This window comes from Tenacibaculum ascidiaceicola (genome assembly GCF_047470925.1).
In the GTDB taxonomy this organism is placed as follows: Bacteria; Bacteroidota; Bacteroidia; order Flavobacteriales; family Flavobacteriaceae; genus Polaribacter; species Polaribacter discolor.
Genome location: NZ_JAZKJP010000012.1, coordinates 51,642 through 76,107, shown reverse-complemented (window position 1 = coordinate 76,107; position 24,466 = coordinate 51,642). Strand labels below are relative to the sequence as shown.

At 32.3% G+C, this 24,466-nt stretch carries 23 protein-coding genes; 6 read left to right on the top strand and 17 right to left on the bottom strand.

Features of this window, described 5'->3' with window-relative positions; genetic code table 11:
• Positions 1-159: 159 nt before the first annotated feature.
• The 9 genes from VBY68_RS12365 to VBY68_RS12325 all read right to left on the bottom strand — a co-directional run bounded on the left by VBY68_RS12365 (position 160) and on the right by VBY68_RS12325 (position 8,787).
• The gene (locus tag VBY68_RS12365; protein WP_415269906.1) at positions 160-459 is read right to left on the bottom strand and encodes a hypothetical protein; all 300 of its coding nucleotides are present in this window, start codon (positions 457-459) and stop codon (positions 160-162) included.
• 53 nt (positions 460-512) lie between these two features.
• A complete protein-coding gene (locus VBY68_RS12360) occupies positions 513-1,265 on the bottom strand; it encodes an SH3 domain-containing protein (RefSeq protein ID WP_415269905.1) in 753 nt (250 codons plus the stop codon).
• Complete coding sequence (locus VBY68_RS12355; RefSeq protein WP_273694658.1) at positions 1,265-3,028, bottom strand: BatD family protein; 1,764 nt, start codon at positions 3,026-3,028, stop codon at positions 1,265-1,267. Before VBY68_RS12355 ends, VBY68_RS12360 begins: the two co-directional genes overlap by 1 nt.
• 51 nt (positions 3,029-3,079) lie before the next feature.
• Entirely contained in the window at positions 3,080-3,883 is an 804-nt protein-coding gene (locus VBY68_RS12350) for a tetratricopeptide repeat protein (RefSeq protein ID WP_415269904.1), read from the bottom strand.
• An 8-nt stretch (positions 3,884-3,891) separates the two neighbouring features.
• A complete protein-coding gene (locus VBY68_RS12345; RefSeq protein WP_176550561.1) occupies positions 3,892-4,929 on the bottom strand; it encodes a VWA domain-containing protein in 1,038 nt (345 codons plus the stop codon).
• A 5-nt stretch (positions 4,930-4,934) separates the two neighbouring features.
• A complete protein-coding gene (locus tag VBY68_RS12340; RefSeq protein WP_415270149.1) occupies positions 4,935-5,942 on the bottom strand; it encodes a vWA domain-containing protein in 1,008 nt (335 codons plus the stop codon).
• Positions 5,929-6,846 carry a hypothetical protein gene (locus tag VBY68_RS12335; RefSeq protein WP_415269903.1) on the bottom strand — a complete coding sequence of 306 codons (918 nt, stop codon included), beginning with the start codon at positions 6,844-6,846 and terminating at the stop codon, positions 5,929-5,931. Before VBY68_RS12335 ends, VBY68_RS12340 begins: the two co-directional genes overlap by 14 nt.
• Before the next feature lie 9 nt (positions 6,847-6,855).
• On the bottom strand, positions 6,856-7,722 hold the full coding sequence (locus tag VBY68_RS12330) for a DUF58 domain-containing protein (protein WP_099215162.1): 867 nt from the start codon (positions 7,720-7,722) through the stop codon (positions 6,856-6,858).
• Between the two features lie 75 nt (positions 7,723-7,797).
• Positions 7,798-8,787, bottom strand: coding sequence for an AAA family ATPase (locus tag VBY68_RS12325; RefSeq protein WP_099215163.1), 990 nt, complete (start codon positions 8,785-8,787; stop codon positions 7,798-7,800).
• 227 nt (positions 8,788-9,014) lie between these two features.
• Here VBY68_RS12325 and VBY68_RS12320 point away from each other — a divergent pair, with 227 nt between their 5' ends.
• The 3 genes from VBY68_RS12320 to VBY68_RS12310 all read left to right on the top strand — a co-directional run bounded on the left by VBY68_RS12320 (position 9,015) and on the right by VBY68_RS12310 (position 16,620).
• Positions 9,015-11,996: a SusC/RagA family TonB-linked outer membrane protein gene (locus VBY68_RS12320; protein WP_415269902.1), complete on the top strand. Its 2,982-nt coding sequence runs from the start codon at positions 9,015-9,017 to the stop codon at positions 11,994-11,996.
• 19 nt (positions 11,997-12,015) lie between these two features.
• Positions 12,016-13,323: a RagB/SusD family nutrient uptake outer membrane protein gene (locus VBY68_RS12315; RefSeq protein ID WP_415269901.1), complete on the top strand. Its 1,308-nt coding sequence runs from the start codon at positions 12,016-12,018 to the stop codon at positions 13,321-13,323.
• Positions 13,324-13,767: 444 nt separating this feature from the next.
• Complete coding sequence (locus tag VBY68_RS12310) at positions 13,768-16,620, top strand: TonB-dependent receptor (protein WP_415269900.1); 2,853 nt, start codon at positions 13,768-13,770, stop codon at positions 16,618-16,620.
• A gap of 47 nt (positions 16,621-16,667) precedes the next feature.
• Here the strand turns inward: VBY68_RS12310 and VBY68_RS12305 are convergent, their stop codons facing one another.
• Positions 16,668-17,435: a UDP-2,3-diacylglucosamine diphosphatase gene (locus VBY68_RS12305; RefSeq protein ID WP_415269899.1), complete on the bottom strand. Its 768-nt coding sequence runs from the start codon at positions 17,433-17,435 to the stop codon at positions 16,668-16,670.
• 91 nt (positions 17,436-17,526) lie between these two features.
• On the opposite strand from VBY68_RS12305, the gene VBY68_RS12300 reads away from it, so the two are divergent.
• Entirely contained in the window at positions 17,527-17,976 is a 450-nt protein-coding gene (locus VBY68_RS12300; protein WP_124588208.1) for a nucleoside deaminase, read from the top strand.
• 43 nt (positions 17,977-18,019) lie between these two features.
• On the opposite strand, the gene VBY68_RS12295 is transcribed toward VBY68_RS12300, so the two are convergent.
• Both VBY68_RS12295 and VBY68_RS12290 read right to left on the bottom strand, forming a co-directional pair.
• On the bottom strand, positions 18,020-18,514 hold the full coding sequence (locus tag VBY68_RS12295; protein ID WP_415269898.1) for a methylated-DNA--[protein]-cysteine S-methyltransferase: 495 nt from the start codon (positions 18,512-18,514) through the stop codon (positions 18,020-18,022).
• On the bottom strand, positions 18,507-19,271 hold the full coding sequence (locus tag VBY68_RS12290; RefSeq protein WP_415269897.1) for a TatD family hydrolase: 765 nt from the start codon (positions 19,269-19,271) through the stop codon (positions 18,507-18,509). The genes VBY68_RS12295 and VBY68_RS12290 overlap by 8 nt, the downstream gene beginning before the upstream one ends.
• Before the next feature lie 36 nt (positions 19,272-19,307).
• Between VBY68_RS12290 and VBY68_RS12285 the strand changes: the two genes are divergently transcribed.
• The gene (locus tag VBY68_RS12285; RefSeq protein WP_415269896.1) at positions 19,308-19,787 is read left to right on the top strand and encodes a retropepsin-like aspartic protease; all 480 of its coding nucleotides are present in this window, start codon (positions 19,308-19,310) and stop codon (positions 19,785-19,787) included.
• Positions 19,788-19,848: 61 nt separating this feature from the next.
• On the opposite strand, the gene VBY68_RS12280 is transcribed toward VBY68_RS12285, so the two are convergent.
• Positions 19,849-21,036, bottom strand: coding sequence for a pyridoxal phosphate-dependent aminotransferase (locus VBY68_RS12280; protein ID WP_415269895.1), 1,188 nt, complete (start codon positions 21,034-21,036; stop codon positions 19,849-19,851).
• 24 nt (positions 21,037-21,060) lie between these two features.
• Positions 21,061-22,152: a fatty acid desaturase family protein gene (locus VBY68_RS12275; protein ID WP_099215170.1), complete on the bottom strand. Its 1,092-nt coding sequence runs from the start codon at positions 22,150-22,152 to the stop codon at positions 21,061-21,063.
• Between the two features lie 145 nt (positions 22,153-22,297).
• Here VBY68_RS12275 and rsmG point away from each other — a divergent pair, with 145 nt between their 5' ends.
• The gene (gene rsmG / locus VBY68_RS12270; RefSeq protein ID WP_415269894.1) at positions 22,298-22,927 is read left to right on the top strand and encodes a 16S rRNA (guanine(527)-N(7))-methyltransferase RsmG; all 630 of its coding nucleotides are present in this window, start codon (positions 22,298-22,300) and stop codon (positions 22,925-22,927) included.
• Here rsmG and VBY68_RS12265 read toward each other — a convergent pair.
• Genes VBY68_RS12265 through VBY68_RS12255 form a run of 3 tightly spaced genes read right to left on the bottom strand, consistent with a single transcriptional unit; the run spans position 22,924 to position 24,397 of the window.
• Positions 22,924-23,550 (bottom strand): low molecular weight phosphatase family protein, encoded by a 627-nt coding sequence (locus VBY68_RS12265; protein WP_124588320.1) that lies wholly within the window; start codon positions 23,548-23,550, stop codon positions 22,924-22,926. The two genes, rsmG and VBY68_RS12265, sit on opposite strands and share 4 nt — an antisense overlap.
• A gap of 1 nt (position 23,551) precedes the next feature.
• The gene (locus tag VBY68_RS12260; RefSeq protein ID WP_415269893.1) at positions 23,552-24,019 is read right to left on the bottom strand and encodes a DUF6428 family protein; all 468 of its coding nucleotides are present in this window, start codon (positions 24,017-24,019) and stop codon (positions 23,552-23,554) included.
• A gap of 48 nt (positions 24,020-24,067) precedes the next feature.
• Positions 24,068-24,397 carry an ArsR/SmtB family transcription factor gene (locus VBY68_RS12255; RefSeq protein WP_028891389.1) on the bottom strand — a complete coding sequence of 110 codons (330 nt, stop codon included), beginning with the start codon at positions 24,395-24,397 and terminating at the stop codon, positions 24,068-24,070.
• Positions 24,398-24,466 lie beyond the last annotated feature (69 nt).

The window sequence follows — 24,466 nt, the reverse complement described above, 5'->3', positions numbered from 1 at the left end:
CCAAATAAAAATTTAGAGCGTATTTAATTTAAATGATTGATTTTAATAAGAGAAACTCAAAATGTCTCAATGAAGCAATGGTGTTATTGCTGCGTATTGAAATATTTTTCCAGGTTTTCTATTTGAGACCTCTAGTAGGAGGTACTTACTTAAATATTATTAAGCAGTAAAAAACTCAGGAGGTGGGGTAAGAATTTTTGGGTATTGTGAAACGTAGTTTTTAGATAGAAAACTAACGTTTTTCTTTTTTTGGATTTTCTTATATAAAAAAGAAGTATAATCTTCATTAGGGTGAGCTTTTAGTTCAGCTACCTTAACGTGTTTAGTGTTTTCTTCTTCTTCACTAAGGTTTAAGAAAATAGTAATATCTTGATCTTTATCAACCAACGTAATTATCGAAGGCGTAACAATAATGCTCGCAAACAGTACGAAAAAAAAGATGGCAATTTTAGATTTCAATATTTTTTTATTTATTTAGAGGCAAAAGTAGTTAATTTTTTAACGCTAAAATGTTATAGTTCTTTTAAAATTTTGGATTTAACCCATCCGACTTTACCATCAGCAAGCTTTATTTTTTTCCAATTATCTACCGAATCTAGCACATTAACCTTGGTTCCTTCGTGTAATGTGAAAATCTCATTTGAGCTATCTGTAGGTTCATTATTAACAGAAACTTCTTCAATGTAAATAATAGCTTCAGTAGTGTTTTTAGCTTGATTGTATTGTGTATATGTAATAACTAAAGAGATACTTAAAAGTAAAAATGATAAAATACTAGTTGTAAAGTAAGTTCTTTTTTTACTTGGTGTATAGGCAAAGTAAAAGAGTAAAAATAAAATAGAGGCAATAAAAGAAAGTACAATGGTAATTACAGCCCAAGTGTTATAGGTAAACTTTTGTAAGTAGCTTTTATTGAATTTTTGAAAAACTGATTTTGGTAATGCCTCAATTCTATCAAGAGTTAAGCGTCTTGCTATAATTAAGTTGTTTTTTGCATCTTCATTTAAAGGGTTTAACTGTAATGCTTTCTCATAATTATAAATTGCAGGAGCTATTTTATTAAGCTTGTAGTAACAATTACCCAAGTTGTAATATACTTCGGAGGATGCTAGATTTTCATCTTCTATTTGCTCGTATAGTTTAATAGCTTCTTCATAATTACCTTCTTTGTATAAAGAATTAGCGTTTGAAAATAAATCGTTGGCATTTTGTGCTAACGTAATTGTTGACACAAATAAGAATAAATATATAATTAGCTTTCTCATTATAACTGTCTATCTAATTGCGTTATTACTTGTTTTGCTTTTTCATATTCCTCTTTCATTTGCACATTAGTAATTGGAGTGTATCTAGCAAAATCACAATCGTTAAATACTTCAATAAAATTATTAATGGTTTCTTTATTAACGTTTTTGTTAGCTAATAAATCAGTAATTTTTTCACGACTTATGTCAGATGTTTCCACACCTAGTTTTGCTTTTAAGTAATTATGTAATGCTCTTTCTAGAGCTTCATAAAAAGCTTCTTTATTACCTAATTGCTTTTGTGCTTCTGATAAGTATTTCTTAGCAAGCTTGTCTGCTTTTCGTAGTTTGTTTCCTAGCACATCGCTATCACGTTCTTCTTTCTTCTTCTGAATAACGATTCCAACGGGAATTGCTAAAATAGGAAGTAGCAAAAGAATATAAAATAGGGTCGATTTAAAGAAATCATCTGTTTTTATAGGTTGTAAATTAGTATTTGTTTGAATATACCTAAAGTCACTACCTGTAACTTTTATATCTTGCTTGACTACTGTATTAGCATCAGAGTTTGTTGGAACTTCTTTTCCTTCTAAAACATCAACGTATAAATCATCTGTAGTGATGGTTTGGTATACTTTTTCTTTAGGGTTAAAGTAAGAAAAGCTAGTTTTTGGAATTCTATATTTTCCTTTAAACTCAGGAACAACAGTGTAGTTATCAGTAATGGAACCAGATAATCCAGTTCCAGTAATACGAACGTTTTCTTTTCTTTCTGGTTGATAAACTTCTAGTTCTTTAGGAGTTTCAATTTTTGGAAGTTCAAAAAGTTTTAAATTTCCTTTACCATTTACCGAAACTTTAATTTGTGATGATTCATTTGATTTTAAGGTATTTTTACTTAAAGAAACATCAAAAGAAAATTCACCAACAGCTCCTGTGAAGTCTTCTGGTTTGTTCTTGAGAGGTAAAGCCTGAGCGTTAACAATCTTCTTAGCAGAAGAAAACTCTTTACGAACTTGACGTGTAATTACATTTCCGAAAAAGTCAGCTCTTCCGGTAGGAACTGCCACAATTATATCCATTTTCATAGGATCGATTGTCAGTTTTCCAGAAGTTGTAGGAATTAATAAGGCTTTATGTAGAACAGCGTAACGATAATTCTCTCCATTATAGGTGCCTGTTTTAACTGGCATTCCGTTACGTTTAATTTCTTGATTCCAGAAACCGTTATACTGTGGGGCTTCGGTTATTGCATTGTCGTAAATACCAACATTATCGCTAAAATATAATCGATATTCTACATAAATTCCCTCGCCAACATAAGGTTTAGATTTAGAAATTTCAGCAACTAAATGAATATTTTGCTCAGCAATATAACTAGGGTCATTTGGGTTTTTGGGAATGTCAACAGCATCTAAAACAATAATTTTAACGGGATTTGATTTTATTGTTTTTCCATCAATTTCAATACTGGCTGAAGGGATGTTAAATTCTCCTTTTCTTTTAGGTTGCAGTATGAAAGTATATGATTGATTAAAAGAGACTTTACCGTTAATCCAGGATTGACTTACTGATTGACTAGGACCACCAACTATTTTAAAATTTGTGAAGTTAGGAGCTTCAAAATTATCTGCTCCTTGTTTGTTGATTGAAAACTCAACACGTAACCGTTGGTTTACACCCAATTTGTTTTTACTAACGGTAGCCGTTAATGCAGCGTCTTGCGCATTAATGGTTAATGTTATAAAACTAACTAATAACGATATGTATATTTTCAACTTCATGTTATTTTTCAAAAATGTCTAAAAATAAATAAGATTTTAAAAACTGTAAAATTACCAGTCTTTTTCTTGTTTTACTTTTCTTCCTTTTGATTTTTTCGCATTCATTTTTTTCTGCGTCTTGTTTTCCTCATTATTTAAACTCTCTAAAAGTTGTTTCATTTGTTCAGGAGTCATTTTACCTTGAGGCTTTTGATTTTGTTTGTCTTTTTGGTCTTGATTAGGTTTTTGTTGATTTTTTTGATCGTCATTTTTCTGATCTTGTTTGTCATCTTTTTTATCCTTATCGTCGCCTTTCTGATCTTTATTTTTGTCGTTCTTTTTGTCTTTGTCGTTTTGTTTTTGTTGATCTTTATTTTTGTCTTTGTTTTTATCCTTGTTGTCCTTCTGGTTTTGTTGTTGCTTTTTAACTTCTTTTTGAGCAACAGCTAAATTATAACGTGTTTCATCGTCATTCGGATTTCTACGTAAGGAATTTTTAAAGGCTTCAACAGCTTGTTCATATTGCTTTTGTTCCATCATAGCATTACCTATGTTGTGATAAGCTTCAGCCTGAGCCATTTTGTCTTTTGAAGTCTCAGTAGTTACTTTAAACTGTTCTATAGCTTCTTTGTATTTCTTTTCTTGGTATAAAGTATTACCAAAATTATAACTTGCTTTTTCGTACTTGCTGTTCTTACCTAAAGCTTTTCGGTAGGCAATAGCAGCATCACTAAACTTTTGTTTATTGTATAGTTTGTTTCCTTCTCGTAACAAAGCACGTGCTTCACGTTGTAGTTTAAGTGTGTCTTGTTGCGCATTTGCCATTGCAGAAACTGCAAAAACTAGAATGAATATTAAATTTTGTAAACTTTTCATACTACACTTTAAGATTCTTCGTTAAACAAATCTACTTTCTTCAACCATTTGGTTTTCTTATCGAACAAAAACATATCTAAAATTAAAAACAGCAGTCCAATTCCTACAAACCATTGAAATTGGTCTTTATAATCAGAAAATTGTTTTGTCTCAAATTCATTTTTTTGTGCATTTCCAATAATCTTCTCAATGGCTTCTACTGGATTTTCAGTTTTATTACCATCAAAATATTGTCCGTCAGAAGCATCAGCAACTCCTTGTAAAACATCAGGCTTTCTTTGGGTAATTACTGTTTCTCCCATTCTGTCTTTTTTATAACCAATAAGCGCGCCATTTAATTTAATAGGAATTGGGCCTCCTTTTTCAGTTCCTACACCTACCGTGTAAACTTTTACTCCTTCGTTGGCGATATTTTGAGCAACTTGTTTAGTTTCTTCTTGGTGATCTTCACCATCAGAAATAATTATTAAAAAACGATTAGTTTGCTCATCGTTATCGTAATAAGTGTTTGCTAGATTTAAAGCTTCATTAATAGCTGTTCCTTGACTTGAAACCATATCTGGATTAGCGTTTTGCAAAAACATTTTTGCTGCAGCATGGTCAGTGGTAATAGGTAGTAAAGGATAAGCGTTACCTGCATAGATAATAATACCAACTCTATCACTTCCTAACTTATCAATAGTTTTAGATATAATTTGTTTTGCTTTTTCTAATCTGTTAGGAGCAATATCTTCAGCTAACATACTTTTAGAAACATCTAATGCAAACACTACATCAACACCTTCTCTTTTAACGGTTTTTAGTTTTGTTCCCATTTTAGGGTTAACTAATGACAGAATTAAAAATGATAATCCTACTAAAAAGAAAACAAGTTTTAATACTGATTTAAAGGTTGATGTGTTTGGTGCTATTTTAGATAAAAGAGCTGGATTAGCAAACTTTTTTTGAGTTCGTTTTTTCCACCATAAAACTAATAGGAAAACCACAATTATTACAGGAATAATTGCAAAAAGATAAAAATATATTGGTTCTTCTAATTTGTACATCTTGCTTAAATAAAACTTTTAAATACTGTGTTTTTTAGGGTGAATTCTAAGAGTAAAAATATTCCTGCTAGAAGAACCAAAAAACGATATTTTTCAGAGTAATTATAATATTTAAACTCTTCGATTTTAGTTTTTTCTAACTTATCAATCTCGTCATAAATTTCTTTCAACTTAGTGTTGTTAGTTGCTCTAAAATATTTACCACCAGTTTCGTTGGCAATATGTTTTAGTAAATCTTCGTCAATTTCTACTTGTTGGTTTTTAAATGAAATTTTCCCTGTTCTTGGGTCTTTAGCCCAAGGAAAAGGAGCCATTCCGTTAGTTCCAATACCAATAGTATAAACCTTAATACCGTTTCCCTTTGCTAAATCAGTAGCAGTTTTAGGATCAACAAAACCAGCATTATTTACACCGTCTGTCAATAAGATAATAACTTTACTTTTGGCTTTACTATCCTTTAGTCTGTTAACCGCAGAACCTAAGCCCATACCTATAGCTGTTCCTCCTTCTAGTTGTCCCCATTTAATTTCTGAAATGGTTCTTTTTACAATAGATTTATCACTAGTTATCGGAGTTTGTGTAAAACTTTCTCCTGCATAAACTACAATACCAATACGATCATTTGGACGTCGGCTTATAAAGTCAGTTGCAACTCTTTTTAAAGCTTCCAGACGGTTTGGTTTAAGGTCTTTTGCTAACATACTGGCTGAAACATCAACAGCCATTACAATATCAATTCCTCGATTCGTCTTAGTTTTTTTACTAACAGCTACATTTCTAGGGCGTGCCAAAGCAACTATTAAGCAGGTTAAAGCTAATAACCTTAAGAATTGTAGTAAAGGTTTTAGTTTAGGTAAAATTGAACCCTGTGCTTTAAAACCTTTAGTACTTGGCATTCTAAGCTGAGCACTATCTTTTTTTCGGGTATAAAAACTCCAAAAAGCTAATAAAGGAATTACTACTAGCAACCATAAAAACTCAGGACTATGAAACTCGAAATTATTCCACTTCATCATCTTCTTCTTGTTTTTTAGGTTTTAAATTGTCTATGATAAGCTTTGCATCTTTTCGATCTTCCTCTATTTCGTGCGATAAAGGCTTAGACTTTGCAAATTTTACTAAGTCAGACTCTTGTAACAGTCCCTTTAATTTGTCAATAATTTCCCTAGAGGTTTCTATTGATTTTGTGTCATTGAAGTCTTTTAAAACGTCAATTAATTCATCAGTAGTACTTTCTAAGGCAGGTACATGTAACTCTCTTTCAATATAACCTCTTATAATGTCTGTTAGTTCACTATAATATTTTTTAACCTGATTATTTTGCCATAATAGTTTTTTGTCAAGTTCCTCCAGTTTTTGTATTGCTTCTTCATAAGGAGGCAATAAAGGGATAATAACCTTTTCTTCTTGTTCTTTTTTCTTTTTGAAAACAAAGAAGTAGAGTAGTAGAGCTATAATAATAAAGGCTATTACAACCCACCAGATGTATTGTTTGAAATCGTCAAACTGATATGGTTCTCCCTTAATTCCTTTAATAGGAAATTTTTTAATTTTAGTAGTGTCAATAGGAACAGTAGCTACGTTAACTAGTAAACTATCGGTTAAATAAGCTTGGTTTCTAATAAATATTTGTTGTTGCGGAATGTAAAAAGCACCGCTATCAAAACCTGTTAAAATATATTTTCGAATGAGTTTGTTTTCAATAGTATCGATTTTGAGTGTATCGATAACCTCTAATCCTTTTAGGTTTTCTAGCTTAGGAACGATAACATTTTCAGTTTCATCAACAGATATTTTATATTGAAACTGTTCACCAATTCTGATGTTTGTTGTGTCAATTTCTGCTTTTACCTGAGGTTGTTGTGCAAAGGCAAAAGAAGTTAAAAACAAGCATATGTAAAGTAGTTTATGTTTCATTGTTTGTTCTTATCCTTTTCGTTTAAAATAACCTAACAATTTTCGTACGTAACTTTCATCAACTCTAGTATTGATAGTTCCTGCACCACTTTTGGTAAAAGTGGATTCAAAGTAATTTGTTAAACGTAAAGCGTTAGCTTTGTAGTGAGTTCTAACTGATTTTGAACTCGTATTAACCAATTGAGTTTTTCCTGTTTCAGCATCCATCATAGGAACCATTCCTAAATTAGGGATTTCCTCATCATGTTTGTCATATACACGTATACCGGTTACATCATGTTTATTACCAACAATTTTTAACGTACGTTCGTAATCATCGTCCATAAAATCAGAAAGCATGAAAACAATCGCTTTCTTTTTCATGATGTTGGATAAAAATTTGAGAGCTTCACTAATGTTAGTTTGTCTGCTTTTTGGTTGAAACTCGATAAGCTCACGAATAATTCGTAATACGTGACTTTTCCCTTTTTTAGGGGGAATATACAGTTCAACTTGATCAGAAAACAGAATTAACCCGACTTTATCGTTATTTTGAATAGCAGAAAATGCCAATGTTGCGGCAATTTCTGTTACGGTATCTTTTTTAAATTGTTCAGAAGTACCAAAAAACTCAGAACCAGAAATGTCTACTACCAACATCATGGTAAGTTCGCGTTCTTCTTCAAAAACTTTTACATAAGGTTCATTGTAGCGAGCGGTAACATTCCAATCAATAGCTCTTATATCGTCTCCATATTGATATTGACGTACTTCAGAAAAAGTCATACCTCTACCTTTAAAGGTTGAGTGATATTCACCTCCAAAAATATGATTAGACAGCCTACGTGTCTTTATTTCTATTTTTCGAACTTTTTTTAGTAACTCTTTTGTATCCATGTTTTCAATTGTCAGTTAACAGTTATCAATAATCAGTAAAGTGTTTTTGGCTGATAATTGCTCATTGATAATTGATTAAGGTACTTGTACTTCGTTAATAATAGAATTGATAATATCTATAGATGTAATGTTCTCAGCTTCTGCTTCATATGTAATACCAATTCTGTGGCGTAAAACATCATTTACTATTGCTCTAACATCTTCAGGGATCACGTATCCTCTTCGTTTGATGAAAGCATAACACTTTGCAGCTTTTGCTAAAGCGATACTACCACGAGGAGAAGATCCAAAACTGATAAGAGGCTTTAATTTCTCTAAATTATATTTTTCTGGATAACGAGTTGCGAAAACAATATCTAAGATATATTTTTCGATTTTTTCATCCATATAAACCTCATTAACTACGTTACGAGCTTTTATAATCTGATCTATAGAAATTACAGGGTTTATCTTTTGAAAACTTCCGTTTAAATTTTGACGCATAATAAGTTGCTCGTCTTGTAATTTTGGGTAGTCAATTACAGTTTTTAGCATAAAACGGTCTACCTGTGCTTCAGGAAGCGGATAAGTTCCTTCTTGTTCTACTGGGTTTTGAGTGGCCATTACCAAGAATGGTTCATCCAATTTAAAAGTTTCATCTCCAATGGTGATTTGACGTTCTTGCATTGCTTCTAATAAAGCAGACTGTACTTTAGCAGGAGCACGGTTAATCTCATCAGCTAATACAAAGTTGGCAAAAATAGGTCCCTTTTTAATAGAGAAATCATTTTCTTTTACATTGTATATCATAGTACCTACCACATCAGCAGGTAATAAATCTGGAGTAAACTGAATACGACTAAAGCTTCCGTCAACTGCTTTTGAAAGTGTGTTAATGGCTAAGGTTTTTGCCAGTCCAGGGACACCTTCTAATAAGATATGTCCATTTCCTAAAAGTCCAATTAGTAATCGCTCAATCATGTGTTTTTGACCCACAATTACTTTATTCATTTCTGTAGTTAATAAATCTACAAAAGCACTTTCTCTTTCTATTTTTTCATTGATGGCTCTTACATCTATATCCATAGTAATTGAAATAAATTAGAATTTATATGTAACAAAGCTACAATAATAGTGTTTTTTTAGTTGTTAAAAGTTGGTTAAACCTTGTATTTACAAGTAGCAAGGTGTTGTGTTTTAAAGTTTAGTTTTTGATAAGTGTCTTTACTTGATTGAAAATAAGTTGTTTATAATTTGCTTTTGTAAATAAAAAAAATGAAATTTAGCTTCTACTAACTTTAAACTTAAATTTTATGAAAAAAATGTCATTTAGCAAAACACTGCTAATTAACGCACTTATTTTCTTGTTTTCTAGTTTTATTTACGGGCAAACAATAAAAGGGAAAATAGTGGGCGTAAATGGAGAAAGTATTCCTTTTGCCAACATTATAGAAAAAGGAACAACAAATGGAACCACTTCTAATGAGAATGGTGAATTTAGTTTAAATGTAAAAAAACTTCCGACGATAGTTACAATATCTTCTTTAGGGTTTGTTACTATAGAAAAAAACGTAGTCAATACAAATACTTTTTTACAAGTAACATTACGAGAAGATTCAGATGTTTTAGAAGAGGTGGTAATTTCGGGTTTAGCATCTACAGTAAAAAGAAAAAATTTAGCAAATTCTGTAGCTACTATTTCTGCTGAAAAACTAGCAGGGGTAGCTCCTCCACAAACACTAGATGGTGCTTTGGCAGGGAAGTTTACAGGAGCTGTGATAACCTCAAATTCAGGAGCGCCAGGAGGAGGGCTGTCTGTAAAGCTAAGAGGTATAACATCAATAAATGGTAATTCCCAGCCTTTATATATTATTGACGGTGTTTATGTTGATAATAGTAGTATTTCTTCAGGAGGACTAAATACAGTTTCTCAAGCTTCAACTGGTGGTAATGCCTCTTCTCAGGATAATGCTACTAACAGGATTGCAGATATTAACCCTAATGATATAGAGAGTATAGAAATATTGAAAGGAGCTTCTGCTTCAGCTATCTATGGATCGAGGGGGGCTGCTGGAGTTGTAATAATAACAACTAAATCAGGAAAAACTGGAAAAGCCAGAGTAAATTTTTCACAATCTGTAGGGTTTAATGAAATAATTAATCTACAAGGACAAAGAAAATGGACAGAAGAATTAGTTGAGTCTCAGTTTCCAGGAGAAGGGGTGCTTTATACAGCAGCAAAAAATGCAGGAAGATTAAGAGATTATGAAAAAGAGTTATTTGGAGAAAAAGGAATAATAACAAAGACTAATTTAAGTTTGTCGGGAGGGTCTGAAAAAACAACTTACTTTGCAGGTTTTTCTAGAAGTCAAGAAAATGGAATTGTAAAAAACACAGGATATGATAAGACTTCGGTAAGATTGAATTTAGGACATCAGTTAAATGAAAAAATGAAAATATCCTTATCAAGTAATTATATAAACTCTTCAGCTGACAGAGGGTTTTTTAATAATGATAATTCAGGGGCGACTGTTGGAGTGGCTCTAACAGCAACAAGACCTTGGGATTATTTATTGCCAGATGCAAATGGTAATTATCCAGATCACCCTAATAATTCTTCAAACCCTCTTCAAACAAGAGATTTAATGACAAATAATGAAAGGATTAAAAGATTCATTGTTGGAGGATCTTATGAATATGACATATATAGAAATGATAATTCAAGTTTAAAGTTTGTGGCTAAAGCAGGTACTGATCATTACACACTTACAGCTACTGTGATATTTCCCAAAGAGTTACAGTTCATGAGGCCTGATAACGGTGGGATAAATGGTCTTACTGCAATTAGTAATACTGTAAACACAAATTCAAATTACTCAGCTTTTTTGGTGCATAATTTTAATACAAAAAACGATCTAAGATTCACTACGCAAGCAGGTCTTACAAATGAACAGTTTTCTCAGAATGTAGTAAGAGTAACGGCAACGGATTTAATTGCTTCAGAAACGAATGTAGATCAAAGTGCTAATCAAAATGTTAATCAATTTAGATTAGAACAAGAAGATTTTGGATTTTATGTTCAAGAAGCTATTAATTATCAAAACAAGATAATTGCAACTTTAGGCATAAGAGGAGATAAATCAACAAATAATGGAGATCCGAACGAATTGTTTTACTATCCAAAAGCATCTTTAGCCTCTAATTTACATAATTTTAAGTTTTGGGGAGAGAAAAAAGGATTCAATAGACTGAAATTGAGAGGGGCTTATGGTGAAGCAGGAACTTTTGCGGCATTTGGTTCTCTATATACTATATATGGAAATACTTCAATAGATGGGAATGTAGGTATTGTTGTACCAATAACTAGAGGAAATGCTAAGATAAAACCAGAAAGGCAGAAGGAATTAGAAGTCGGTTTTGATGCAGGTTTTTTAAATGACAGACTGTCTTTAGAATTTACATATTATAAGAAGGATGTAGAAGACCTGTTGTTAACAGCTAATACTGAACCATCAACAGGATATACTACTGAATGGGTGAATGCAGGAGAACTTCAGAATAAAGGTTTTGAAATAGGATTGAATGCGAAGGTTTTTGATTCTGAGGATTTTACGTGGGATTCTGGAGTAAGTTGGTATAGAAATAGATCTAAAATGACTAAGTTGAATGTTCCAACATTCAATCTTGGGGGATTTGGTAATAGTTTAGGGCAGTTTCAAATTGAGGAGGGAAAAAGTGTAACTCAAATTGTAGGGACTACTGGACCAGGAACACCTGTAGTAAAATTAGGAGATGCAGAGCCAGATTTTCAAATGTCATTTAATAATACTTTAAAATATAAGAATATAAGCTTATCATTTTTATGGCACTGGAAAAAAGGAGGCGATAATATAAATTTATCTAAATTATTGTCAGATTTTGGAGGAACTAGTAATGATTATGATGAAATTACTTTAGATCCAGATGGGGTTATACCAAATGGGACTTATAGGATTAATAATGGTTTGTTTGCTGGTAATGCAAGACCTTTTGTAGAAGATGCTTCTTATCTAAGACTTAGAGAGGTAGGGTTGTATTATAGTTTTGATAAAGAAGTATTAGATAATGTTTTTAGTGGAGCGGTTTCCAGTTTAAAAATTGGCTTTTCTGGAAATAATTTAGTTAATATTTTTGATTATAATAGCTATGATCCAGAAGTGTCTAACTTTGGAGGAAATGGGCTTTCTACTGGGGTTGAGGTGACTCCTTTTCCATCTTCTAAAAGATATATGTTCCATCTATCAGCACAATTTTAATTTTAAAAAAAGTATAACAATGAAAATAGCAAAAAAAATAGGTATAGTAGCTTTAGCAATAACCTTACTAGGACTTACATCATGTCAGTTAGATGGGGGAGAAAGTTTAAATGGAGCAAGTACAGGGTCTATATCTTCGGATTTATCTAGGGGAGAGCTGCCTCAAGCTGTTTCAGGGGTTTTGTCGGATATGAGAGTTCGTCTAGCTACACAGGTTGATGTACAGAGTATATTAGGTAGAGAGTATTATTATTTTACAAATTCAGATCCAAGGTTTGAAGGTGATGTTGTTACTGGAAATTTAGACAATAACACTTTTTATACTACTGCTCCTTGGGGTGCAAGGTATGCAGCTATAAAGGATATTAATTTAGCTTTACAAGGATTGGAAAATACTACATCTGACTTTTCAGCTGAAGAAATAGCAGCTACTAGAGGGGTGTTAAATACATTAAAGGCTCACGAATTTTTAATGCTGTCAAATAATCAAGCAGGTAATGGAATACGTTTAGATGTTAGTGACCCTGATAATTTGGGACCAATTGTTGATTATACAAGTGCTTTGACAGCAATTTTTAATCTATTATCAGAAGCAGCAACGGATCTTGAAAATGGTGGTTCTGATTTTCCGTTTGAATTAGGAAGTGGATACACTGGTTTTAACACACCTTCTTCTTTTTTAAAGTTTAATAAAGCTCTCAATGCAAGAGTAGAGGCATATAGGGGAAATTACGCAAATGTCTTAACCTTATTAGCTGATTCTTTTATTGATATGAATGGAGATTTAAACCTTGGAGCATATCATACTTTTTCATTAGCAGGAGCAGATTTAGCTAATCCATTATTCATAGCATTAAATCAGGAAGCAAATGTAAGGGTTGCTCATCAAAGTTTTGTTGCTGATGCTGAGGCAAATGATAGTAGAGTTGACAAAGTTGTGTTAAGAGATAGTCCGAGAGAAGCTTCAGGTTTAATAGGGACTCATGATGTATGGATTTATCAATCTAATACTCAAAGCGTACCAATAATTAGAAATGAAGAATTAATATTGTTATATGCAGAAGCAAATATGGTTAGCTCGCCAAGTGATGCTGTAATGGCAATCAATGTCATTAGAAATGCAGCAGGATTGGCAGCGTACACAGGAGGAACTTCAGAAATGGAATTAACTAATGAAATTTTAATGCAGAGAAGATATTCTCTTTTTGGTGAAGGGCATAGATGGGTTGATATGAGAAGATTTAATAAGTTGGATGAATTACCTAACGATAGAAGTACTGATAATGTACCTTCAGCAGTACCAATACCAGCAAATGAAAATATTTAGAGTTAATATTTGAATTAATTATAAATTAAAAGGTTGAGATAGTAATATTTTTCAACCTTTTTTTTATGGTCTATTTCTTTATTGCTATAAGGTTTTTGAATAAAAACTCAATAAGTAAAAACAACAACCCAATCACTAAAAATTATATATGAGTTCATATGTAATAATAAAGCTTCTATAATAAACATATTAAAAGAATATGCTATAAGATGGTTGTAGGTAAATAAGAGATTTTAAAAGAAAAGGAGATATAGGATACTTTTATGAGGTCATAAAATAAGATTGCTTTACTGGTTTTGATAAATAGTAGTTTTTGTGTTAATGTGTTGGGAGTGATTTAATTACGGATATATTTGTTATGGAGTTTAAATATTAGTATGTTTATAATAAATTAACTTTTTTAACAAAAAAAAATAAAATAGCAATATGATTATGAAACAAAAAATGAAATTATTTGTTTGTGTTTTGTTGATGTCGTTTACATCAATGATTGGTCAGACGATAAAAGGAAAAATTACAGATACGAATGGAGCACCTTTGCCTTTTGTAAATGTAATAGAGAAAGGAACCACTAATGGTGTAACAACTGATGATAATGGAGAATATTTTTTAAAAGTAAGTCAGTTGCCTGTTATGGTTATAGTCTCTTCAGTAGGATTTAGAACGAAAGAAGTAAAAGTTACTGATAGCTCTTTTATTACAATTGTAATAGATGAATCGAGTGAGGCCTTAGAAGAGGTGGTAATTGTAGGTTCTCGTAATAAAGGTAGAGTTGCAATAGATTCTCCTGTAGCTATTGATGTGTTAGATGTTTCAAAGCTTACTCAATCAGCACCTCAAGTTACAGTGACAGAAATTCTAAATTATGCAGCACCGTCTTTTAATTCCAATCCTCAATCAATTTCAGATGGTACGGATCATATTGCGCCAGCAGCATTAAGAGGATTAGGTCCAGATCAGGTATTAGTGTTGATTAATGGGAAAAGACGTCACAAAACTGCTTTGGTAAACGTAAATGGTACTTTTGGTAGAGGTTCAGTGGGTACAGATATGACAACAATTCCATCAATTGCTATTGAAAGAATTGAAATTCTTAGAGATGGTGCAGCGGCTCAATATGGTTCTGATGCTATTGCAGGAATAATAAATATCGTCTTAAAGAAATCTACGAATAAGTTAGAAGTTAACTTAACAACAGGTGCAAATTTTACAAGTAAAAGTAGTCCTGAGAGAGATATAGACGGAGAAAAATTAAACTTAGGGTTAAATTATGGACTACCAATTGGTAAAGATGGTGGATTTATAAATTTTACTGGAAATTTTGATTTTAGAGGATGGACTAATAGAATGCAAGAATGGGAAGGTTCTATATTTAATGCTTACAACTCTATTGAAAGAGTTGCAGCAGCAGATGGGTATAATATTTCAAACCTATTAGATGATGATTTAGATGATATTTTTAATTATGCAGGTGATGCAGGAATTACATTGAATGGTACTGAAACAAAAGAAGAATTGCGAACAATCTTAGGAGCTGATGTCACTGAAGCAGAGTTGTTAGCTCGTGGCTTGAAAAGAAGTGATTTTAACATGAGAGTGGGGCAATCAAGGGTAAGAGGAGCGCAGTTTTTTGCAAACATGGAAATTCCGTTAGGAAATGAAACCTTTATTTATGGTAATGCTGGTTTAAGTTATAAGAATGGTAATGCAGCAGGTTTCTATAGATTACCAAATCAATCTAGGGCATATACTCCAGCGTATATGAACGGATTCTTACCAGAGATAAACTCTAATATTCAAGACAAATCGTATGCGGTTGGAATAAAAGGAAAGTTAGGTGATTGGAATGTAGATTTTTCAAATACATTTGGTAGAAATGAGTTCAATTATTTGATAAGTAATTCAAGTAATGCTTCTTTAGGTAATTCAACGCCTTTTGAAGCGAATTCAGGTGGGTTTTACTCAAGTGAAAATACAACAAACATTGACCTTAGTAAGTTTTACGAAGATGTAATGTCTGGTTTAAATATCGCTTTTGGAGCTGAATACCGTTTAGAAAATTATGGTATTGTAGCAGGAGAGGAAGCATCGTATGCACAATATAATACATTGGGGAATGTACATGACCCAACAGACCCTAACTCAATGGTTCCTGAAGACTTTTTTGGTAATTCAAGGCCTGGAGGTATTCAAGTGTTTCCTGGGTTTAAACCAGAAAATGAAGTAAATTCATTCAGAAACTCTATAGCTGGTTACATAGATGTAGAAGCAGATTTTACAGAGTCTTTTTTATTAAGTGGAGCTGTACGTTATGAGAATTTCTCAGATTTTGGAGGTACTTTAAATGTAAAAGTAGCATCTAGGGTAAAAGCTTCTAAAAATTTTAATTTAAGAGCTAGTTTACAAACAGGGTTTAGAGCGCCATCATTGCATCAAATATCTTACAGTTCAACCAGTACCTTGTTCGTTGATGGTATACCAAATGAAGTTGGGGTATTTTCAAATACTTCGAGAGTTGCAAGAATTTTAGGAATAGGTAAATTAAAAGAAGAAACTTCTTTTGGGTTTTCAGCAGGTTTTACAGCAAAAGTGCCAAGTGCAAACTTAAAGTTTACGGTTGATGGATATCTTATAAATATTGATGACAGAGTAATATTAACAGGGAGTTTTGATGATAATGGAGATGCTGAGCTGGAAAGATTGTTCCAACAAGCAAATGCTACACAAGCAGCATTTTTTGCAAATGCTGTAGATACTCAAACAAAAGGAGTAGATATTGTTGTAGATCACAAAGCAGATCTTTCTGATAAAATGAGGTTAACTAACACTTTAGCGTTTACATTTTCGAAAACGAATGTAGAAGGAGTGAATATTCCAGCTGCTATAGAAAACGCGGGATTGTCTGATACTTATTTTGACCCAACAAGTAGAATTTATTTAGAGTCTTCGGTTCCTACAACAAAAGGGAATTTATCACACAATTTAAGTGTTAATGACAAATGGAGTATCTTTTTAAGAAATAGTTATTTTGGAGAAGTTGAAGAAGCAACTAACAGTAACGATCCTTCTATAGATACTACTTTTGGAGGAAAAGTAATTACAGATCTTTCTTTTGGATACAACTTTAATAAGAACCTAAGTTTAACATTAGGAGCAAATAATTTATTAGATGTTTATCCAGATGAAAATGATCCTGCTTTTAGATCTAGTGGACGCTTTATCTACTCTAGACGTTCTGTACAGTTCGGAACTAATGGTAGACATTTATTTGCTAGATTACGTTTTGTGTTAGATTAAGACTGAAATAATTCATAAAAAAAGCACCTCAAAAAGGTGCTTTTTTTTTATTGTTTATATTCTTTTAAAAATAGTTTATCGTTTTCAAAAACCGCATAGGTATAATACTGAATCCAATCACCTGTATTAAAGTAAACACTGTTCTCTTTAAGTTGAATTTCTAAAGGAAGATGTCTGTGTCCAAAAACAAAATAATCGTAGTGTTTGGTTTCTAATTTACGTTTACAATATTGTACTAGCCATTCATTGTCTTCGCCTAAAAATTTAGCATCCTCATCACCAGAAATCAATTTGTTTTTAACCGACATGTATTGTCCTAATCTAACTCCTAAATCTGGATGTAGCCAACGAAACATCCATTGAAATAGCGGGAATGTAAACACTTTTTTCATACGTTTATACCCTTTGTCTCCAGGTCCTAACCCATCACCATGGCCTATTAAAAATAATTTATCGTTGATTTTAAATTCTTGAGGTGAATGAAATACAGGAATGTTTAATTCCTTTTCAAAATAATCATGCATCCATAAATCATGATTTCCAACAAAAAAGTAAATCGGAATACCACTATCTTTTATTTCAGCAAGTTTACCTAAAACACGAACAAAGCCTTTTGGAACAACAGTTTTATACTCAAACCAAAAATCGAATAAATCACCTAGAATAAAAATTGCTTCAGCATCTTTTTTAACTTCGTTTAACCATGTAACAAACTTTTGTTCACGAGGAAAACTAGCTTCAGGAGTTGGAGCTCCTAAATGTTGGTCAGAAGCAAAATAGACTTTTTTATTCTCAGAAGTATTGATTGAAATCAAATCGTAAATTTTGGTAAAAATAAGTATTTTACCTAGAGTTTACACAAACAAATTTTGGCTACATTTGTTTTCGTATTTACAAAAACTCTTGTTGATGAATCCATTTGATGATGCCTACTTTATGAGAAAAGCTTTACAAGAAGCTGAGTTAGCTTTTGATAAAGGAGAGGTTCCTGTTGGTGCAGTTATTGTTTTTAAAGATCAAATAATAGCACGAGCACATAACTTAACAGAGTTGTTAAATGATGTTACCGCACATGCTGAAATGCAAGCGTTTACTGCAGCAGCAGATTTTTTAGGTGGAAAGTATTTAAAAGACTGTACTTTGTATGTTACGCTAGAGCCTTGTCAAATGTGTGCGGGAGCGAGTTACTGGACGCAAATAGGTAAAATAGTGTACGGAGCTAGTGAACCTAAACTTGGTTTTTCTGTTTTACAAACTAAAATACATCCAAAAACAAAAGTAATATCAGGAGTTTTGGAAGAAGAGTGTAGCTTTTTGTTGAAGAAATTCTTTATTGAAAAACGCAACTTAAATTGACGATAGTCATTCCGAACTTGTTTCGAGACCTTATAAAAAGAAATTAAAACAAAGTCTGTTGTTTGGCTCCACTTTCGTGTTCCAATAACCATTTTTTACGCCAAATACCTCCTGCATATCCAGTTAGAGAGCCATCAGAACCCACAACTCTATGACAAGGTATGATAATCCAAATAGGGTTTTTACCGTTAGCAGAAGCTACCGCACGAATTGCTTTTACATCTCCTAATTGTTTGGTTTGTTCTAAATATGTTCTGGTGCTACCAAAAGGAATATGTAATAACTCATTCCAAACAGATTGTTGAAAAGCTGTTCCTTGCGGATTCAACTTTAGGTTGAACTCTTTTCTGGTACCAGTAAAATATTCATTTAGTTGAGTAACGCAATCTTGTAAACAAGTTGGAGTTTCATTTGAGGTAATTAGGCTAGTGGAAGTATCATCATTTAATACAGAAATTGATTGAATTCCGTTTTCATCACCTTCTATTTTGGCAATTCCTATAGGAGTTTTATAATATGTAGTTTGTAGGTTAAACACCAAAAATGTCTTTAGAATTCTGTGTTGTAATTTCCGAAATTTCATCGAAAGTCAATCCATAAATATCTACCAACTTATCCACAACATTAGTTATGTAGCTACTTTCATTACGTTTACCTCGGTATGGAGTAGGAGCTAGGTAAGGAGAATCGGTTTCTAAGACAATGTGTTTGATATCAATTTGATTTAAAAACTTGTCAATTTTTCCATTTTTAAATGTCGCTACACCACCAATTCCTAATTTCATGTTGTAGGAAATTGCTTTTTCAGCTTGTTCTAAAGTTCCTGTAAAACAGTGGAAAATTCCGTATAAATCGTCTCCTTTTTCTATTTCTAAAACTTCAAAAATTTCATCAAAGGCATCGCGACAATGAATTACAATAGGTAGTTTTTTCTCTTTTGCCCACTGAATTTGCGTACGGAAGGCTTCTTGTTGTTGTGGTAAAAAAGTTTTGTCCCAATACAAATCGATACCAATTTCACCAATAGCATAAAAGTCACGCTTATCCAACCACTCTTTTACATGCGCTAATTCTTCTTGGTAGTTCTCTTTTACCGAAGTAGGGTGTAAGCCCATCATTAAAAAAACATCTTCTGGATAGTTTTTTTCTAAGTCGAACATACGTTCTGTATACGAACTATCAATTGCAGGAATAAAAAAACGAGAAACACCAGCTTTTTTAGCGCGTTGTATCATTTCGTTTCTGTCTTCGTCAAACTGACTTGAATATAAGTGGGTATGTGTATCTGTAATCATTTATTGCTGTATCTTTACGAGACAAAAGTACAAGAAATGGCAAGTTTGAAAAAAGTATTACGAAAAAAGAAATATATTAAAATAAAACTCAAAAAAATGATCACAAATCATTTAGAGTTAGATGCGGAGATAAATGGTGTTAAAGGAAGGTTTATTTTAGATACAGGCGCTTCCAATTCGTGTGTTGGGTTAGATTTAATAGAGCGTTTTAAACTTGTTTCTGAAGAAAGTGAAGTGAAAGCTGCTGGAGCAGGAGCGACGGATATGGAAACACATAGGTCAGGAAACAATTCTCTTAAAATAGGGAAGTGGAAAGCGAATGATTGTGATTTAGTATTGTTTGATTTAACGCATGTAAATACGGCTTTAAAACAACATGATGCTGATGAGGTAGACGGAATTATAGGAGCAGATATTTTAGAGTTGGGGAAAGCCTTTATTGATTATAATAAGAGAGCATTGTATTTAAAGAAGCTTAAAAAGAAAAAAGTTAGAAAATTAAAAGTTCCATTTTAGAACATAAAAAATCCGTAAGACGCGTCTTACGGATTTTTTTATACTTAATAGTTTAAGTTAATTAACTTAAAACTTCTTTAATTCTCTTGATTGCCTCACGTAATTGTAATTCAGAAGCAGCATATGATAAACGAACACAGTTTGGTGCACCAAAAGCTTCACCAGTAACCGTAGCAACATTTGCTTTTTCTAACAATAACATAGAAAAATCATTTGCATCTTTAATTTCTTTTCCTTGGATTGTTTTTCCGAAGAAATCAGAAATATCAGGGAAAACATAAAAAGCCCCTTCTGGTACGTTTAATTTAAACCCATCAATTTCTCCTAACAACTGTAAAACTAAATCTCTACGTTTTTTAAACTCATCTACCATATATTGTACTTTTTCAGGAGATGCTTTTACAGCCGTAATTGCAGCGCGTTGAGCAATACAGTTAGTTCCTGAAGTAATTTGACCCTGCATTTTAGTACAAGCCTTAGCAATCCATTCAGGAGCTCCAATATAACCAATTCTCCATCCTGTCATGGCAAAAGCTTTAGCCAATCCGTTAACAGTTATGGTACGGTCGTACATGCTTTCAATAGTAGCAAAACTAAATGGTTTTGTTCCGTAGTTAATGTGCTCATATATTTCGTCAGATAAAATATAAATATCAGGATGCTTTTCTAATACTTTAGCTAATGCTCTGTATTCTTCCTCGCTATAAATTGTTCCACTTGGGTTATTTGGCGAGTTAAAGAAAATCATTTTTGTTTTTGGCGAAATAGCAGCTTCTAATTGTTCTGGAGTGATTTTGAAATCATTTTCAATAGAAGAAGGAATTTCGGTAAATTTAGCTTCACACAAAGTTGCAATTGCAGAATAGCTTACCCAATAAGGAGCTGGTAATAATACTTCATCACCAGGGTTTAATAATACCTGAGCTACGTTAGCAATAGATTGTTTTGCTCCTGTAGAAACAACTACTTGGTTTGGAGCATATGTTAAGTTATTATCACGCTTAAATTTCTCACAAATAGCTTCTTTTAACTCTACATATCCATCAACCGGAGTATATGAGTTGTAATCTTGATTAATAGCTTCAATAGCGGCATCTTTAATAAAATCAGGAGTATTAAAATCTGGTTCTCCTAAACTCAAGCTAATGATGTCTTTACCTTCAGCTTTTAATTCTCTTGCTTTAGCAGCCATTGCTAAAGTTTGCGATACTGGTAAACTTTGAATTCTGTTTGATAATGCGTTTGACATTGTGTTGTTATGTTGTATGTTGATTTATGCTAATTGCGGTTTTTTCCCTAATTCAGCTAAGTGTCTAAAGTGCTCAATAACTGCTCTACGTGTAGTATTGTATTCGTTGTAAGGAAGGTTAAATTCCATAGCAGTTTCTTTTACAATTTGAGCTAACTTATTATAATGAATATGAGAAATATTAGGGAAAATATGGTGTTCTACCTGATGGTTTAAACCACCTGTGTAAAAGTTGATAAACCAATTTCTTGGAGCAAAATTTGCTGTGGTGTATAATTGGTGAATAGCCCATGTGTTTTTCATATTACCATCTTCATCTGGTAATGGAGTTTCTGTTTTAGGAACAATATGTGCTAATTGGAAAACCACACTTAAAATGATTCCTGCAGTATAATGCATCACAAAAAATCCGATTAATACTTTCCACCAGGCAACATTCATTACTGCGATTGGCAATACTATCCAAAGAGAATAATAAATAACTTTAGAAACTACTAATTTAGTCCACTCTTTAGCTGGATTTGGAAACTCACCGTATGATAACTTACGCTTTAAATAGCTATGCATTTGTTTAAAATCGGTAGTAATTGCCCAGTTAATAGTTAACAATCCGTATAAAAAGATTGAGTAATATTTTTGGAATTTATGAATCCATAACCATTGTGTGTGTTTTGAAAAGCGGATAATTCTACCTGCATCCATATCTTCATCATGGTCTTGAATGTTTGTGTACGTATGGTGTAATACATTGTGTTGTACCTTCCAGTTGTATACATTACCAGCTAAAATATAAATACTGCTTCCAAAAAGCTTATTTACCCATTTTTTGCTTGAAAATGATTCGTGGTTGGCATCGTGCATAACATTCATTCCTACTCCGGCCATTCCAACACCCATTAAAATTGCAAGTGCTAACTTTATCCATTGCGACATGTCAACAGTTAAAATTAATATAAATGGAACGATAAACATAGCTAACATAATAATAGCTTTTGAATATAGTTTCCAGTTACCTGTACGCTTAATGTTGTTTTCTTTAAAGTAAGTGTTAACTCTTTTATTTAGAGTTCTAAAAAACTTAGCTTTGTCTATTCTTGAGAAGTTTACTGTCTTCATTTTTTGTTTGTTTGTACCGCAAAAATAAACGTTTTTGGTTCACGGTTATTGCTAAAGACTAACTTTTTAACTAGATTAATATCTTTTGCATAAAAATTAACAATACCAATTAGTTTTTTATTTTTGCAGTGGAAAAAATCACTTCATGGAACTTATAAAAAAATACTTTGACAATTTATCAGAAAAGCAGTTAGAACAATTCTCTAAGTTGCAAGAATTATACCAAGACTGGAACTTAAAAATTAATGTTGTTTCTCGTAAAGATATTGATGAGTTGTATTTACGCCACGTATTACATTCGTTAGGAATAGCAAAGGTGATGGAGTTTAAAGCAGGAGCCAAAGTAATGGATGTAGGTACTGGTGGAGGTTTTCCAGGAATTCCGTTAGCTATTTTGTTCCCAGAAACACAATTTCATTTGGTAGATTCTATTGGAAAAAAGATAAAAGTAGTGAATGAAGTTGCTGAAGGGTTAGGTTTACAGAATGTGAAAACGACACATGGGCGTGTTGAAGAAGTAGACGACACCTACGATTTTATTGTAAGTAGAGCAGTAGCACAAATGGAAACGTTTCACCGTTGGGTAAAAAATAAAGTGCACAAAAAACAAAATCATGCACTAAAAAATGGAATTTTATATTTAAAAGGTGGTGACCTTACAGAAGAACTTGCGAACTTTCCTAAAGCCACCATTTATGATTTGCCCGACTTTTTTGAAGAAGAATTCTTCGAAACCAAAAAAGTAGTGCATTTACCTATGAAATTCAAAGGTTAATTTTTTACAGTAGAAAACACATAGTGCATTTCAGCAGCAATTTGTAAACTACGCTCCAAGTATTTCTCTTTTTCAGAAGATGTACCGTCGTATAATTTAGGATCTTCATAGGTGACAGGAATTCTTTTGTCAGCACCCACTATAAAAGGACATCCTTCGTCAGCTTGTGAGCAGGTCATGATAGCACAAAATGCAGAAGTAGGATTGAACGTATCATCATATTTTTTAGAAAAACCTATTATAGAAGGGATGTTTTCTGCGTACTTTATTGCATAAATAGGGTTTGTGCCTTCAGATAATTGCTGAATTCTAAACCCGTTATCTACTAAAGTATCTACAACTGTTGCATTCATAGCGGTTGCTTCTGTTCCTCCTGAATAAGAAAGTACATTCGGAATTTGATAATAAAAAGCCATCGTTTGTGCCCATACTTGCGATAAATGACTTCTTCTTGAATTATGAGTGCAAATAAAATTCAGATTTATAACTTCTTTATTGTTCAGTTTTTCCTGAATGTAACTTACAAGAGGTTGTAAAACTTGTTTTCGCTCTTCTGAAACAGTTGGTAAACTTGAAAGAGTTTGCTGTATTTCAGTAAATAATGATGAGGTTTGTGTATTCATATTAGCAGCACCCTGAATTTGGTTCACAAACAGTTTGTTTTTGTAAATCTGATAGTTTTACTCTTGGCTTTTCTGTTGGAATTCCGCAGTTATCTTTCGCCAAACAATCCGTTTGTTTCGTAGTAAGTAAGAAGTTGGTTCCGTCAAAATTCAATCCGTATTTTCCTATGGTGTTTCCTTGGTATTCTACCTCGATTTCTAAATCAGGAATGTTTAATACTTTTTCTGATAACTCAATAATGTGAATTAATTTTTCTGGGTGTAATCTGTGATCATAATCATTTGCGTTCCATAACTGAAAATTCACTACTTCTTCATTTCTAATGGTTCCACCACAGTCGATAAAGTTTTTAGTAACCTTTCCAACTTCCGTTACATGAAAATGATTAGGAACTAGACTACCGTCAGGTAATTGAAAAGCAATAGTTTTTAATACGCTTAAATGTTGTTTGATTTCTGATAGTTTCATGGTTATAGTATTTATTGTAATATTACGATTAATGATTCCAAATTTTTTTTAGCAACAATTTTTATTGTTTGTATCAAGGTCTAAAAAAGAAGAAAGTAAGGTTTTAATTTCTTTCCAGGTTGAAGGATTAATACAATAGCAAACGCTAGTTCCTTCAATAGTTCCTTTAATAATACCAACTTTTTTTAATTCTTTTAAATGTTGCGAAATAGTAGGTTGTGCTAAGCCAATTTCATTTACCAAATCACCACAAACACAAGAATTCAATTTGAATAAGTGTTGTATAATAGCAATACGAGCTGGGTGCCCTAACACTTTCGCAATCGTAGCTAATTGATTTTGCTCTTCAGTAAATATTTCTGATTTGGTTAACCCCATTGATTAATTATTATATTGCAATATTACGATTAATAAATAAAACACCAACTGTTTTTAGTGTTATTTTTT

What these genes read in the sequence shown, in the direction of transcription:
- VBY68_RS12325 (WP_099215163.1), bottom strand. Translation starts at nt 8,787, where the DNA reads ATGGATATAGATGTAAGAGCCATCAATGAAAAAATAGAAAGAGAAAGT.
- VBY68_RS12350 (WP_415269904.1), bottom strand. Translation starts at nt 3,883, where the DNA reads ATGAAAAGTTTACAAAATTTAATATTCATTCTAGTTTTTGCAGTTTCT.
- VBY68_RS12330 (WP_099215162.1), bottom strand. Translation starts at nt 7,722, where the DNA reads ATGGATACAAAAGAGTTACTAAAAAAAGTTCGAAAAATAGAAATAAAG.
- VBY68_RS12255 (WP_028891389.1), bottom strand. Translation starts at nt 24,397, where the DNA reads ATGGGGTTAACCAAATCAGAAATATTTACTGAAGAGCAAAATCAATTA.
- VBY68_RS12320 (WP_415269902.1), top strand. Translation starts at nt 9,015, where the DNA reads ATGAAAAAAATGTCATTTAGCAAAACACTGCTAATTAACGCACTTATT.
- VBY68_RS12315 (WP_415269901.1), top strand. Translation starts at nt 12,016, where the DNA reads ATGAAAATAGCAAAAAAAATAGGTATAGTAGCTTTAGCAATAACCTTA.
- VBY68_RS12265 (WP_124588320.1), bottom strand. Translation starts at nt 23,550, where the DNA reads ATGAATACACAAACCTCATCATTATTTACTGAAATACAGCAAACTCTT.
- VBY68_RS12355 (WP_273694658.1), bottom strand. Translation starts at nt 3,028, where the DNA reads ATGAAGTTGAAAATATACATATCGTTATTAGTTAGTTTTATAACATTA.
- VBY68_RS12290 (WP_415269897.1), bottom strand. Translation starts at nt 19,271, where the DNA reads ATGATTACAGATACACATACCCACTTATATTCAAGTCAGTTTGACGAA.
- VBY68_RS12260 (WP_415269893.1), bottom strand. Translation starts at nt 24,019, where the DNA reads ATGAAACTATCAGAAATCAAACAACATTTAAGCGTATTAAAAACTATT.
- VBY68_RS12360 (WP_415269905.1), bottom strand. Translation starts at nt 1,265, where the DNA reads ATGAGAAAGCTAATTATATATTTATTCTTATTTGTGTCAACAATTACG.
- VBY68_RS12280 (WP_415269895.1), bottom strand. Translation starts at nt 21,036, where the DNA reads ATGTCAAACGCATTATCAAACAGAATTCAAAGTTTACCAGTATCGCAA.
- VBY68_RS12310 (WP_415269900.1), top strand. Translation starts at nt 13,768, where the DNA reads ATGAAATTATTTGTTTGTGTTTTGTTGATGTCGTTTACATCAATGATT.
- rsmG (WP_415269894.1), top strand. Translation starts at nt 22,298, where the DNA reads ATGGAACTTATAAAAAAATACTTTGACAATTTATCAGAAAAGCAGTTA.
- VBY68_RS12275 (WP_099215170.1), bottom strand. Translation starts at nt 22,152, where the DNA reads ATGAAGACAGTAAACTTCTCAAGAATAGACAAAGCTAAGTTTTTTAGA.
- VBY68_RS12345 (WP_176550561.1), bottom strand. Translation starts at nt 4,929, where the DNA reads ATGTACAAATTAGAAGAACCAATATATTTTTATCTTTTTGCAATTATT.
- VBY68_RS12285 (WP_415269896.1), top strand. Translation starts at nt 19,308, where the DNA reads ATGGCAAGTTTGAAAAAAGTATTACGAAAAAAGAAATATATTAAAATA.
- VBY68_RS12340 (WP_415270149.1), bottom strand. Translation starts at nt 5,942, where the DNA reads ATGAAGTGGAATAATTTCGAGTTTCATAGTCCTGAGTTTTTATGGTTG.
- VBY68_RS12335 (WP_415269903.1), bottom strand. Translation starts at nt 6,846, where the DNA reads ATGAAACATAAACTACTTTACATATGCTTGTTTTTAACTTCTTTTGCC.